The sequence below is a fragment of the Planctopirus sp. SH287 genome (assembly GCF_056500625.1).
Window position 1 is genome coordinate 1,155,038 of sequence record NZ_CM151403.1, and the last position, 12,929, is coordinate 1,167,966.

Sequence of the window (12,929 nt, forward strand, 5' to 3'; positions counted from 1 at the left end):
GAACTCTGTTGATTGCCGCCGTTGGCCTTGGGTTTTAGCCCTTCATTCCTCTGGATTTACGCTTAAAGCGTGGAGGGTGGAGGGCGTTTCAGCGCAGACGAAACAGCCGGGCCAGTGCTTCCAGTAAGCCACTGGGAGCACCGCCTTTCGATTCATCTCTCAGCGCTTCAAGCGGGGGATGTAGCAGCTTGTTGACGATACGAGCAACCGTTCGCTCAATGGCTTCACGATCATCACCGGGAAGGTGCGGCAATTTGGTAAAGAGCCGCTGTAATTCCTGTTGGCTGATGGAATGCCAGTCATCTCTTAACCGTTTCACAATCGCGCTGCCGGCACGACTGTAGAATTCGGTCATAAACCGCTGGGTTTCTTCTTCAACGATGGCATTGGCACGAGCGACTTCTGCCTGGCGCAGTTGACGGTTTCGGTCACAGGTTTTCTGAAGGCTGTCGATGTCGTAAAGATAAACGTCATCCATTGTGGCAATCTTCGGGTCGAAGTCGCGTGGTGCCCCCAAGTCAATAATGAAGACAGGTTTGTACGTTTTGTGGCGTGAACGTGCCTGGTCAAAACGTTCCCGCGTGACGACGGGTTCATCGGCTCCCGTGGTACTCACAATGACATCTGCCTGGCCTAGCCACTGATCCAGTTCACTCCAGTTGGCGGCTTGCCCGTGATAAAGCCCGGCCAATCGCTCGGCTCGCTCGCGATGGCGATTGATCACCACAACCTGCTTAACCCCTTCGTCAGCGAGATACCGAACGGTCTCTTCGGCCATTTCGCCCGCGCCGATCACGATAACCAGCTTGTCGGAAAAGGTGTCAAAAATACTTTTGCCAAACTCTCCCACCGCCACACTGGCAATGGAGACACGGCCATTGGAAAGGCGGGTTTCGGTGCGGACACGATTGGAGGTGCGAATTGCCCCCTGAAACAGAGCATGAGTCAGCGGCCCGCATCGCCCGTTTTCTTCCGCTTTGCGGTAAGCGTCTTTGACCTGGGCGACGATCTGCGGTTCCCCCAGCACCATGCTGTCGAGGCTGGAAACGACCTCAAATAAATGCCTGACGGCATCGGGGCCGGTGTGTTCGGTCAGTTCACTGACAAAATCTTCCACTGGAACATTGTGGAACTCTGCCAGAAACGATGCCAGATGACTATGAACCACTGACGGGCTGTCATCGGCGGTCGCCGCATAAACTTCGACGCGGTTACAGGTTGAAAGGAACACGACTTCGGAGGAAGGGAACTTTTCATGGAATTGCTCGTAGGCCCTCTGGATTTCTTCCGCACTGGAAAAGGCCAGACGCTCACGGATCGCTAATGCTGACGACTGATGATTGCAGGAGAGGACGTGGAGGTTCATTGGGGCACTCTCCCATTCCCCATCAATTGGCCAGCTTTAAGGGGCCGGGCGTCTGCTGCCAGAGATGCCCACAATGGGGTTTGATATATCATATGCCGATGGGAAATTGCCGGTGTTTGTCTTTCCTGCCTGGTGGTCTCGGGAGGGGATTCAGGGTTCACCGGTTTCCGGCCATGGACGGAATTCATGCCAGCGGCGGATGCCAGAACCTGTAATCCGACGTAAGCAAACAGGAGTAAACCGCAGGCACTGACCGTGGTGATCGCGACTTTTCTTCCGGGAGTTCTTGTCTGGGAAAGTAGCCAGATCAGTAGCACACACATGACGCCCCAGCCGACGGTTCCCCCAAGAACAACGGGGTCATTCCAGACGGTTTCTGACGTCCAATAGGTGAGGACAACGCCAGAAATCACGCCAAAAGTGAGCAGCGGGACAGCGACGGAAATCGACCAGAGATTCAGTCGGGCCAGTTGTTGCAAACTGGGCAGGCTTAATCCTTTTCTTCCAATGGCCCCTTGTTTCAGCCGACCGTTCTGCCACAAAAAGAGCAGGCTCAGCACGAGACCCACCAGAACCGCCGCGGTTCCCAGAACCAGCGTACTGGCATGGATCATGGCCCAGGAACGCAACGGATCCCAACCACGGGAGGAGGTTACGGGAAGCAGCCATGAGACGGCGACCAGACTAATAATCAATGGCAAGGAGACGAGACCAATTGCCAGTTGTCGATCCACCAGGGTCAACACGAGGTAGAGCACCATCAGCAGCCAGGCCAGTACCAGCAACCAGTCATGAGCTGAACTCAGAAGGGGCGGGAGTCGCTGTTCACTCGAACGGGCCAGCAAATAAATGGTGTGAGCCAGCAGCCCGGCCGCAGCAAAACCCAGGCTGAGGATTCGCGCACCGATCCCTTGCCCCCGTAACCGAGTCAGCTCAAAAAAAAAGGCGACCAGATAACTGGCAAAAAAGCAGAAAACACTGACGTTGAGCATGATAAGCCCGACGGTGGGATGCGAACCGATAATATCTATTCTAGCGCAATGACTGGCCAAAAGGTATGGCCTCAAGCGATGATCACTTTGATGCCGTGATTTCCGCCATGAATTTTCTTTGTCTGACTAACCCTCAGCTGGAGCAAACCCTCAGGTGGAACGAAACCCAGTGGCTGTCAGAAAACTCTTAAACCCTTTGGGGGAGAAAGTGGCCGAAGGCGGGATGAGGGCGAACGCGTGGTACTCGATAAGGGGTAGCCCATTGCTATGAGAAACACAGAGGGTCAATCAGCCCTTACCGCGGTCCTCTCCCGACAGCGGGAGAGGGAGTGATCTTGGACAGATCCTCAGTTGGATTTTGCTGGTGCAGGAACGGGAGGTGACTGAATGCGGCCAAAGATCATTCGCCCCGCGCTGTTCTGAAGCACACTTGTCACCACGACATCGATATCCCGGTTCATGTGAATCGCGCCTTGCTCACAGATCACCATTGTCCCGTCATCGAGGTAACCGACCCCTTGTCCGTAGGCTTCGCCTTCGCGAATCACCTTGATGCGTAATTGTTCGCCGGGCAGGTAGCGAGGTCGCAGGGCATTGGCAATATCGTTGAGGTTGATGACATCGACACCCTGAACGCTGGCGACTTTATTGAGGTTAAAGTCATTCGTGAGAACGCGGCCGCCACGCTGTTTGGCAAGGCCCACAATGCGCTGGTCGACGGTCAGCTCTTCTGTTTCTTTGTCTTTGACTTCTTCAACACGGATCTCGACGTTCGTGTTCTGCTGCATGCGGGTCAGGACGTCCAGACCACGGCGTCCGCGTGTCCGGCGCAGCTTGTCATTGCTATCTGCGATTTCCTGAAGTTCTTCCAAAACAAAGCTGGGAACGATCATTTCTGTATCAAAAATCTTGGTCTCTGCCATATCGGCAATGCGGCCATCAATGAGCGAACTGGTATCCACGACCAGTGGTCGGCCCCCTTTGATCTCTTTCACGAATTCCACATAGGGAATCACGAAGCGGAAATCATTGCGGGTTTGTAGCAACAACGAGATACAAACATAGGGCAGAACGATCAGTCCCAACCCCAAGACAGCCTGCTTTGCAAACGGAATCAGGCTGAGTGGTTCCAGCGCCACAGAGAGCATGTAACAGAGGAGCACACCGATCAGCAGTCCAAAGTAAACCGACGAAATCAGGTCGAGCCGTTTTCGGGGAACCAGAATATCCGCCAATGTCACTGCCTGTGTGAGCAGTAACAGACCGAAGAACCAGACCAGGGGATAGTCACCCACAAAAGCGGGAGGATGACTGGATGGCACCACGTACGAGGCAATCGCCCCGGCGCAGACCACGGCATACAGAATTCGGATAATAATCAGCAGCATGGATTCGGTATCGTCAGGGTGTGGGAAGGAAACGGAGGTCGTAACGGCAGGTCTGATATCATGGCAAATCCGAAGCTGGCAGGCCATGTCTACGGGATTGGCTGGCTGGCGGTTTATTCAAACTCCTGAAATGATATTTCCACGACTAATGGATTGCCAGTGGGCAATACCATTCACACGATCAGAAGAGACCGCAGATCAAGGAGTTGCCTGATTAATACAGTTCCTTCAAACATCAGGGTGGAACTGATGGGGTTGAGTTTTATACTGCCCGCACCGAGTGCCGTGTCACGGCTTTGTTTTCGGGTTGACGTCGCCGCAACGTCCTCCGTTGTCGGACTTAACAACCTGTTGAACCCTACTTTTAAGCTTTGACAATGCACTGGTCATGACTCATTCATCACCTCTTTCATGCCGCAAGGCAGAACACCTCACTTTTGACCGGGCATGTTTTAAGCCTCACACGACCACATCCTCCAGTCGGGAAATTGCGACGACATCAGCCCAACGTACCATCACCTGTTGCCGATTGACACGAACTCCCAAACGTCGTGTCTCCAGCACATACAATTCACGGCTCGATTTGGAGTCGCGTAAATCATGCACATCGGCGTTTACTAATGTGAGATAGGCTGAATTGGACTCTTGAAATGTCCCCGCAATCACATAGTTAGAAGACAAATCCAGAACAATTTCCTCTCCCGGCTCGGCAATCAGTTCCATCACAGGCTCACTTGTGGGCATGAAGATTTTGGAGAGGCTGCGTTTCCATCGCTAACACCGCGAAACCCAAGAAGGTTCGGATGAAAGAGTGGCTTGGATGATCTCTTGATCAATTTACGCCAAGGCCTCCGAAAATGACGGGAATTGTTGTTAGGTGATGGGGTCATAAGCCTGTGGGAAAGTTCACACGTTCTCCCTGAGGGGGACGGATTTAAGGGCTTCCGGACAGGCTCTCAGGAGTTTGTCTGGTCGGGAGCCATCGATTCCAGTATGAACAGAGTGCCGTGTCACGGCTTTGTTTTCGGGTTGACGTCGCGGCAACGTCCTCCGTTGTCGGACTTAACAACCTGTTGAACCCTACTTTTAAGCTTTGACAATGCAAGACGGTGGTTTGGCAAGCAGTTGAAACAAACGGTGTCCCTTCATTTTCTGGAACATCCGGCATGCGATCTCTCCCCCTGAATCTCATCCGACGTGTGGGCATTACTCTGTACTTATGCACTTTTGCTGCTTGCGATCTATCGACAGCCCATTCACGAGATCGAGCCATTCCGATTGAAAAAGGCGAAATTGTCGCGACTTATCCTCATGATCCCGAGGCCTTCAGCCAGGGATTAGTGGTCGAGGGCAACACGCTCTATGAGAGTACCGGCCTGTTTGGAAGTTCTTCAGTCCGCATCATCGATCTGGAGACTGGAAAAGTTCTGAAAATGGTTTCACTCAACGACCAGTATTTTGGAGAGGGGCTGGTCAAAAGTGGCAATCAATTGATTCAGATCACCTGGAAAAATCGTGAAGCCCTGGTCTTCGACGCGACGACTCTCGAATACAAGACGACCCTGCGATATTCCGGGGAAGGGTGGGGATTGGCCGTCATGGGGAAAGAGTTGGTCATGAGCGATGGCTCCTCGACCCTGAAAGTGATCGATCCGGAGACCTTTCGTACCGTTCGGAAAATCTCCGTGCGGGCCGATGGCCGAGCAGTCAGCGATCTCAATGAACTGGAGATGGTCGGAAACGAAATCTGGGCCAACGTCTGGCATCGCGACATGATTTTACGGATCAACCCTCAAACCGGTGAAGGGATTGGCTGGATTGACTTGGGCCATTTGATTCCGGGGAATCGCCGGCCGCACCGGGAAGCCGTTCTCAATGGAATCGCTTTTGACGCTGCTCGCGGTAAGCTGTATGTCACCGGGAAGAACTGGCCTTCACTCTTTGAAATCCGGGTACCGTCACTTCCCAAGCCAGTTGTTGCTGGCCCTTAGTGTTGACGGGTCTGGGCGATTGAGGGGACTCAAATCCCACTGAGAATCTTCAGTGATTTTGATTGCCGGATCGCTGACCATGAATTACTCCCATGAACAAGTTTTCGTTCCTGATTGAAAAGCCCCCAATGACTGAGCCTTCCTCTGAACAGCCAAAACCTGCTCTTTTGCAGGACATTATCACGACTCGAAGAACAATCGGCGCTTTTCTTCCTAAAACTGAGGGGTTGAATACGTCATTGATTGAGGCCATTGAAATGGCCCGATGGGCGCCTAATCACCGCCGTACTGAGCCGTGGGATTTTTATCACCTTGGACCAGAGACGATTGAAAAAATCTTGCGGCTCAGCGATGAAACTCTGACAGCCTCCAAGGGAGCGGAAGTTGCCGCAGCGAGACGTAAACAGTGGTCAGAGATCCCCGGATGGCTGGTGGTGAGTTGCTCGCTTGCCGAAGACCCTGCCATTGCCGAAGAAGATTATGCTGCCTGCGCCTGTGCGATCCAGAACCTCTGCTTGAGCCTCTGGTCGCACGGAATTGCCTCGAAATGGTCAACAGGTGAGATCACACAGACACGTGAGTTTGCCGCGATTTGTGGCCTGAATCTCGATGTGTCGCGTGTGGTGGGATTGATCTGGTTTGGGTATCCCGCAAAAGTGCCGGCTGGTACACGAAAACGCTCCGTGGCCGACATTCTGCACGAGCTTCCATGATCAACATTTGAAGTGATTTGCACGCCGCCAATAGAAACAGGGTGCCGACTGAAATGTCAGCACCCTGTTTCTATGTTTTTGGCAAGTCATGAAAGACAGTGTAACGTGTCTTCAAAGGTGCAAGTCAACGTCGCTTAGAACTCACCGACGACTTCACCGCCGGCGCGGGTATTGATCGCCTTGAACAGACCAAGATCGACGTTCTCAGTCAGAAACCGGACGCGGCCATCACCAAAGAGAAAGTGTGCTCCGCCTGTATGGGGGCTGCTAAAGTCATCCAGATGGGTGTTCGGGTGATTTGGAGTATGATCGGCCAAACCCAATACCCGAGCAACCGCTTCCTGTCCGCCCGGAACAACCGCTCCCCATGTGCTCAGCCATTGTTCGTCAGGTTCATCAGGCTCGGGAAGAAGATCCGTTTTGTGCTCTCCCACGCAAACGGTATTGCTCATGCCATCACTGACATCACGGAAGCGGACGTTCGAGTTGTGCCAGAACATACCGTCGCCTCGTACCTGATGATCCGGGCCGTTGTTTTCGATATCGTCTTCCCAACTGATCATTCCATTTGACCCCTGGATGCCACTGCCGAAAGCACCGACATAGTTGGCCGTTGCCAGTGTTGCCAAGGTGGTTGCGCCTGTGGCTTCATCTTTGATTTCCCAGGTTGTTGGCCCACTGTCGGAAGGGCAGCGGAAGGCAACCAGAGGTGTGGCCAGCATCGCGCGGTTGTTATTTCCCGTGGTATCCAGGCTGGAAAGGCTGAAGTTGATTCGGTTGTAAAGCGGCCCCTGATCCAACATCGGAAGGATCATCGTTCCCCACGCAAATCCTGAACGCTCTTCGGCATGAGGAGTTCGTGTCGCAGGATCGACCCCAATCCAACCGGGAGGCAGGACGCCGTGAGTGTCATGGTAATTATGCAGTGCCAAGCCCAATTGCTTGAGATTGTTGACGCATTGCGAGCGGCGGGCTGCTTCCCGTGCCTGCTGGACAGCGGGCAGAAGCAAAGCAATCAGAATCGCAATAATTGCGATAACCACCAGCAACTCAATCAAAGTGAATCCTTTTCGCCCTGCCGGGGAAGGGGTTCTCTGAGAAGTCCACGGGGAGAAGGTCATGTCGCTCAATCCTGTCACTTAATTCAAAAAATTATCGCCACTTCATTCGTAATGAAGGGAAAAGGTCAAATCTCTGTACAAGCATATGCGCCAGTCACTCAATTACAATATGTATGCACAAGATTTTGTTAATCCCAAGCAACTTAATTACTTATTCATTTGCACGATTTATGAAGTGTCGGATTCGTTGCGATCATTGACCCAGATTTCATCACGGCCTGTTTGCAACACGAAAAGAACGGAGGATCATTTTAATAACAGCGTATCCACCTTTTGGTATCAGAAATGTCATACGACAGATTCCTGGGAGATCGTTGGCAGTTAATGGGCTTGAGTGGACGGATTTGGCGCGACCTGCTCAGATGGCAATGCTGAGTGAATCTCATCGCTAAGGGATTGGATGACTAGACTTTAATGGCCCCCATGATGAGTGTTTTTCAGAGCCTCAAGCCTTGCCTTCTTCGCTTTCAGCAGGTGATTTCGCATGACGACTGGCTTTCCAACAACGCGGCAAGAAATCATTCAGCGTCAAATCGCGAAGTTATCGCAGCTGGTGAAGACGATTGAGCCATCAAACCGCTTTTGGCAGCCACGTTTGGCAGCCGCTCGCTGGTCTGCGGATCAAGTCGCGTCGACCGCCCCGAACGAAGCTGCCCTTCGTCAACTGCTGGTAACATTGCCGATTGTTCGCAAAACGGATCTGGCAGCCAATCAGGCCGAGCATCCTCCCTATGGAACCAATCTCACATTTTCCCCAACCGCTTATTCACGGTTGCATCAGACTTCCGGCACCACTACCGGCCAGCCGATGCGCTGGCTGGATACTCCCGATTCCTGGCAATGGATTCTTTCCTGCTGGCGGCAGATCTACGCCCTCATGGGACTTACCTCTGAAGACCGGTTGGCGTTTCCTTTTTCTTTTGGCCCGTTTCTTGGTTTTTGGGCGGGATTTGAAGGGGCCAGCCAACTGGGAAACCTTTGTATTGCCGCGGGTGGCATGAGTAGCGAAGCGCGATTGAAACTTCTCGCTGATAATCAGGTGACCATTCTTGGCTGCACGCCCACCTATGCGTTGCGACTGGTCGAAGTGGCTCGACAGAATCAGCTCGATTTAAAGGAAAGTTCTGTTCGTGCCATTCTTGTGGCAGGGGAACCCGGCGGAAACATCCCCGCAACACGGCAACTCATTGAGAACTCATGGAATGCCCGAGTTTTTGATCATTGGGGCATGACGGAAGTCGGGCCACTGGCCAGTGAAACCGCCGGTGATCCTGGTTCACTGGCCTTACTCGAAACGGAATGTATTGCCGAAGTGATTGATCCCACCACGAATCGTCATGCTGATGAAGGAGAGCAGGGGGAGTTGGTGATCACTAATCTTGGCCGGACTGGTTCGCCACTTTTGCGTTATGGCACAGGGGATATTGTGTCTGCCAGCTGGAAAACGGTCGCTGGGGAACCGCCATTCATGAGGCTGCCAGGAGGGGTGCTTGGCCGTACTGATGATATGTGGATCATCCGTGGGAACAACGTCTTTCCCTCCAGTCTGGAGGCCATTATCCGCTCATCGCCACAGGTTGCTGAATATCAGTTGATTGTCAGTGCTCAACGACAGATGCGGGAAATAGCCATTCGTCTGGAATGTCATGCCGATATTTCAGAAGCTGACCGTCAGGCTTGTGCGACGGTCATTCGCAAGACCATCAAAGAGCGGCATCATTTTGAAGCACGGGTCGATCTGGTCGATCCTGGAACTCTGCCTCGCCATGAAATGAAAGCCAAACGGATTCAGGTGGAGTAGCTCTCGTGCCTTTGCTCACGCTTTGAGTGAGCATGCCGGATGTTCATTTGACGCTCCTATCAATTCACATGCTTGCTCAAAGCCGCTGTCTCTTATACACAACTTTTTCGCCACCTGAACCGCACCATGAAATTGGCATGCGTGGCCCATACCACCTTGCGGCCGTTACCTCAACATCTGGCACACAGCCGAGGGAATTCATGGGATTGATGCTATTCAAAAGTCATAGGGCAGGCTTCCGCCCCATACCGTTCGTCTCCCTTCGATCTCTTCCGAATTCCTTCGCGCTCTTCTTTTCTTCGCGGTAAAAATTCTTTGACTCACCGCAAAGGCGCGAAGAACGCAAAGGAGTCATTCCGATGAGCAGGTTTTTTCCCCAGGCCGGAACTCCCGTGGTTTGATCTGGTCATCACCCCTTGATGGTGTCAATGCCGTGCCGCTTGCTCAAGGGAATGAGAAATTTATGTATAAAAGACAGCTCAGAGCCGTGAGCATCGCACAAATGGCACTCATGGTGCTTGAAACTTTCAAGTACAGAGGGGCGTGTTACTATTCGGTTTTGACTTTGATTCGCTTGGCTTCGGCTTCTTTCCAGAGTGGGCCGTAGACTTCCTTATCAAACGGTGGACAGCCTGTCGCATACTGCCCCCAGGGATGATCTTTGGTTCGCATCAGATTGGTGCAGTAGGAGAACGTGCGACAGATGGTTTTTCGATTCAGTGCGCCATGCTGCTGCAAATGAGTGGCAAAATCGGGTTGAGAGAGCGAGCCTCGCCCCAGACCCACAAACTGACAGCGACCGTCGCGCACATTGGCCGCGCCCGCCTCGAACGCATAATCCTGGAGCCAGCTATAACCGCTCCCCACCACGGGAACTGTTCCCGCCGCTTCCTGCACAGCGGCTGTGGCCTCGAAATGCCGTAACACGCCCAGTAACGGATGCTCGGGAGCGTGGTATCCGTCGACCGGAGGCATCTCAGCCGGACGCACATAGTGGGGGCAGGCGTAGGGATTTCCTAATGACACATTGAAGAGACCGATTCCCGCTTTCACGAGTTGTTTCACCACTTCCAGTGGCTCGGTCAGATCTAAAATTAAGGGATTACTGGCATCAGCTCCAAAGCTGGTCTGAACGGGGAATGAGACTTCAATGGGTTGCCCAATAAACTCGGTGCCTTGTCCTTTGAAGGGGATTCCATCAAAGACATTCATCCGAGTGGCCAGCAGCAGATCAGGGCATTCACTGCGAATGGCACCGATAATCTCGAGCACCAGACGCATCCGGTTTTCCAGAGAACCACCAAACTTTCCCGGTCGGATTTTAGCGGCCAACAATTCAGAAAGCAGGTAGCGATGACATTGCTTCAGATCGATGAAATCGCAGCCAATCGCCTGAGCGCGGATTGCGGCGGTCACGTAAAGTGCGCCAATTCGCTCCAGCTCTCCGTCAGTCAGCGTGGGTTTATCGGCAGCAACAAGTTGCCCCGTGGCTTTATCGATTGTCACCAGATCCAACACGGGATCGTGCATGGCCATGAGTGGCGTTTTATAGCTGTAACGCCCTGAATGAGTCAGTTGTAAGCCCAGCAGCAGATCGTCGGTGGAAAACCCGGCATCCCGGTGAGCCTGACGACAATCGTTGAGCATTTTTTCCAGGGCGGGCATCGTTGCTTCTGAAAGCAACAGTTGCCGGGGGTTCATGCGAGCGGGTTCTTCGATGGCGGTGGCTTCTCCCCAGATCAGCTTTGCACCGCCGGCTCCAAATCGCAGGTAGCGTCGATATGTCAAATCATCTGGGAAGCCTTCGGGAGTGCCATCGCAGCCTTCCATCGGCTGTATGCAGAGTCGGTTGCCAACGTTGCGCCCACCAACAGTGATCGGTTGAAAGAGTGGCGATAAATCACTGGTGGCATGCAGTTGATGCCCCAGTTTGGCGGCATCGGCACTGACATCCGCCGACGATTTGTACTTGAAATAACGTGCCATGATGTGACTCAGTTCGATGGGAGAATGACAGGATGAGAGAATCAAGAGGCAGCAGCAAAAAGTCTCTCTGAGATCATCGAGAGGCTTCGGATAGGATCATGCTTTTTTGGGGCGAAAGGCCGTGATCCGTTCAGGACGAGTTTCAAAGACTGGCCCACCGATCAGTTCAACACAATAGGGAACAGCCGGAAAAACAGCATCAAGGCATTCCTGAATGGCCTTGGGCTGACCAGGCAGATTAATGATCAACGATTGGCCGCGGATGCCGGCCGTCTGTCGAGATAAAATCGCTGTGGGAACTTTCTCCAGAGAGACCTTTCTCATCAGCTCACCAAACCCTGGCAGCATTTTTGAACAGGCGGCTTCCGTGGCTTCAGGGGTCACATCACGCAGAGCCGGGCCAGTGCCGCCAGTGGTGACAATTAAAGAGCAGCCTGACTGGTCTGCCAGATCAATCAGCGTGGCTTCAATAAGGGGTTGTTCGTCAGGAATAACGCGGGCATCGACAGCAAATTCACCGGCTAAAACCTGGCTCATGTATTCACGAATCGCAGGGCCACCACGGTCTTCATAGATCCCCTGACTGGCTCGATCAGAGACCGTGACAATGCCGACTCGCAACATGGAACGATTCCTCAATCAATCCGGTTTCTCTCATCATGACGACCCCTCCAGCATATGGAGGAGGGAACAGGGATTGTGTCATCTGAGCCGATGTTTGCCCACTCTGTTGACAAGGTCTCCCAAGCTCTTCTTATCTGGTTTCCTTTTTAACTGTCGCGTTCTGGCGGCGTAAAAAACATCGTTTTCAGTACAAACGACGTCCAGACACTGCCACACGACTATGGAAACGGGTCTATTCATCAGCCCCGAGGTAAGAGCGATCCATTCCCAGAAGAATCCGCAACGAAGTCGCAGCGACCCCCAGAGCAATCCCAATCACAATGGCCCGTTGACCTGAGGTATTGATCACGCTCATGATCACAAAATCGGTCAATGACGAAAATGAATAGGCGTCTCCCAGAGGTGCAGACAGCACGGTTCCCGCATACGACCGGCCCAGAAGGACGATCAAAGCGGTTCCGAGCAACAGAACCGCTTCTGTGGTTTTTGCGCGAAACGCGCGAAACGCTGCTGATGCCACATAGAAAGTGAGCAGAGCAAACATCGTGCTGGTTGAGGGTTTAATGATGTATTCATATAGCCACCAGATTGCACCAGGGTCAGCTTCATAGCTATTCGCCCAGGGATAATCGGGATATCTCTCGCTGGGGGGAACAGCCACTTTCAACAGGCCAACCACGAGCGTGATCACGAAGCCGGAAAGTGTGATCGCCGAATAGGCCCACCCCGGCTTGAGTTGAGAAATTAACGTCAGGTGGTGAACACAAAGATTCACTCCCCCCAAGACCATCGCAACAGCGGCCAACACCAGAAACCAGGATTCAACAAGCCCACCCACATTTTCCATCTCGGGGATAAAAAATGCGGCCACCATGATGAACCCGGTCAGCATGGCAATCGCAATGGGGATCTGACGCTTGAACATGAACTAACCTTCTTCTCAGCTT

General features: G+C 52.9%; 11 protein-coding genes. 3 read left to right on the forward strand and 8 right to left on the reverse strand.

Translation table 11 applies throughout. The features are described from left to right. Positions 1 to 88 precede the first annotated feature (88 nt). The 4 genes from hemA to SH287x_RS04175 form a co-directional block, all read right to left on the reverse strand. Positions 89 to 1,366, reverse strand: coding sequence for a glutamyl-tRNA reductase (gene hemA, locus SH287x_RS04160; RefSeq protein WP_479517173.1), 1,278 nt, complete (start codon positions 1,364 to 1,366; stop codon positions 89 to 91). Then, entirely contained in the window at positions 1,363 to 2,358 is a 996-nt protein-coding gene (gene ccsA / locus SH287x_RS04165) for a cytochrome c biogenesis protein CcsA (RefSeq protein ID WP_479517174.1), read from the reverse strand. Before ccsA ends, hemA begins: the two co-directional genes overlap by 4 nt. A gap of 347 nt (positions 2,359 to 2,705) precedes the next feature. Further along, positions 2,706 to 3,746, reverse strand: a complete 1,041-nt coding sequence (locus SH287x_RS04170) for a PIN/TRAM domain-containing protein (protein ID WP_479517175.1) — start codon at positions 3,744 to 3,746, stop codon at positions 2,706 to 2,708. A 459-nt stretch (positions 3,747 to 4,205) separates the two neighbouring features. Beyond that, a complete protein-coding gene (locus SH287x_RS04175) occupies positions 4,206 to 4,490 on the reverse strand; it encodes a hypothetical protein (RefSeq protein ID WP_479517176.1) in 285 nt (94 codons plus the stop codon). A 422-nt stretch (positions 4,491 to 4,912) separates the two neighbouring features. On the opposite strand from SH287x_RS04175, the gene SH287x_RS04180 reads away from it, so the two are divergent. Together SH287x_RS04180 and SH287x_RS04185 are read left to right on the forward strand one after the other, a co-directional pair. Further along, positions 4,913 to 5,737: a glutaminyl-peptide cyclotransferase gene (locus SH287x_RS04180; RefSeq protein WP_479517177.1), complete on the forward strand. Its 825-nt coding sequence runs from the start codon at positions 4,913 to 4,915 to the stop codon at positions 5,735 to 5,737. A gap of 92 nt (positions 5,738 to 5,829) precedes the next feature. Continuing rightward, on the forward strand, positions 5,830 to 6,450 hold the full coding sequence (locus SH287x_RS04185) for a nitroreductase family protein (protein ID WP_479517178.1): 621 nt from the start codon (positions 5,830 to 5,832) through the stop codon (positions 6,448 to 6,450). Positions 6,451 to 6,584: 134 nt separating this feature from the next. On the opposite strand, the gene SH287x_RS04190 is transcribed toward SH287x_RS04185, so the two are convergent. After that, positions 6,585 to 7,571, reverse strand: a complete 987-nt coding sequence (locus SH287x_RS04190; protein ID WP_479517179.1) for a DUF1559 domain-containing protein — start codon at positions 7,569 to 7,571, stop codon at positions 6,585 to 6,587. A gap of 484 nt (positions 7,572 to 8,055) precedes the next feature. Here SH287x_RS04190 and SH287x_RS04195 point away from each other — a divergent pair, with 484 nt between their 5' ends. Beyond that, complete coding sequence (locus SH287x_RS04195) at positions 8,056 to 9,372, forward strand: phenylacetate--CoA ligase family protein (protein WP_479517180.1); 1,317 nt, start codon at positions 8,056 to 8,058, stop codon at positions 9,370 to 9,372. Positions 9,373 to 9,921: 549 nt separating this feature from the next. Here SH287x_RS04195 and SH287x_RS04200 read toward each other — a convergent pair. The 3 genes from SH287x_RS04200 to SH287x_RS04210 all read right to left on the reverse strand — a co-directional run bounded on the left by SH287x_RS04200 (position 9,922) and on the right by SH287x_RS04210 (position 12,907). After that, complete coding sequence (locus tag SH287x_RS04200; RefSeq protein ID WP_479517181.1) at positions 9,922 to 11,358, reverse strand: oxidoreductase; 1,437 nt, start codon at positions 11,356 to 11,358, stop codon at positions 9,922 to 9,924. A gap of 96 nt (positions 11,359 to 11,454) precedes the next feature. Next, positions 11,455 to 11,982 (reverse strand): molybdopterin adenylyltransferase, encoded by a 528-nt coding sequence (gene mog, locus SH287x_RS04205; RefSeq protein WP_479517182.1) that lies wholly within the window; start codon positions 11,980 to 11,982, stop codon positions 11,455 to 11,457. Positions 11,983 to 12,214: 232 nt separating this feature from the next. Then, entirely contained in the window at positions 12,215 to 12,907 is a 693-nt protein-coding gene (locus tag SH287x_RS04210; protein ID WP_479517183.1) for a hypothetical protein, read from the reverse strand. Positions 12,908 to 12,929 lie beyond the last annotated feature (22 nt).

Excerpts from the sequence above, each read along its gene's own strand:
- SH287x_RS04200 (WP_479517181.1), bottom strand. The coding sequence starts at position 11,358 with ATGGCACGTTATTTCAAGTACAAATCGTCGGCGGATGTCAGTGCCGAT.
- SH287x_RS04195 (WP_479517180.1), top strand. The coding sequence starts at position 8,056 with ATGACGACTGGCTTTCCAACAACGCGGCAAGAAATCATTCAGCGTCAA.
- SH287x_RS04180 (WP_479517177.1), top strand. The coding sequence starts at position 4,913 with ATGCGATCTCTCCCCCTGAATCTCATCCGACGTGTGGGCATTACTCTG.
- SH287x_RS04175 (WP_479517176.1), bottom strand. The coding sequence starts at position 4,490 with ATGCCCACAAGTGAGCCTGTGATGGAACTGATTGCCGAGCCGGGAGAG.
- SH287x_RS04185 (WP_479517178.1), top strand. The coding sequence starts at position 5,830 with ATGAACAAGTTTTCGTTCCTGATTGAAAAGCCCCCAATGACTGAGCCT.
- SH287x_RS04210 (WP_479517183.1), bottom strand. The coding sequence starts at position 12,907 with ATGTTCAAGCGTCAGATCCCCATTGCGATTGCCATGCTGACCGGGTTC.
- SH287x_RS04170 (WP_479517175.1), bottom strand. The coding sequence starts at position 3,746 with ATGCTGCTGATTATTATCCGAATTCTGTATGCCGTGGTCTGCGCCGGG.
- hemA (WP_479517173.1), bottom strand. The coding sequence starts at position 1,366 with ATGAACCTCCACGTCCTCTCCTGCAATCATCAGTCGTCAGCATTAGCG.
- ccsA (WP_479517174.1), bottom strand. The coding sequence starts at position 2,358 with ATGCTCAACGTCAGTGTTTTCTGCTTTTTTGCCAGTTATCTGGTCGCC.
- SH287x_RS04190 (WP_479517179.1), bottom strand. The coding sequence starts at position 7,571 with ATGACCTTCTCCCCGTGGACTTCTCAGAGAACCCCTTCCCCGGCAGGG.
- mog (WP_479517182.1), bottom strand. The coding sequence starts at position 11,982 with ATGTTGCGAGTCGGCATTGTCACGGTCTCTGATCGAGCCAGTCAGGGG.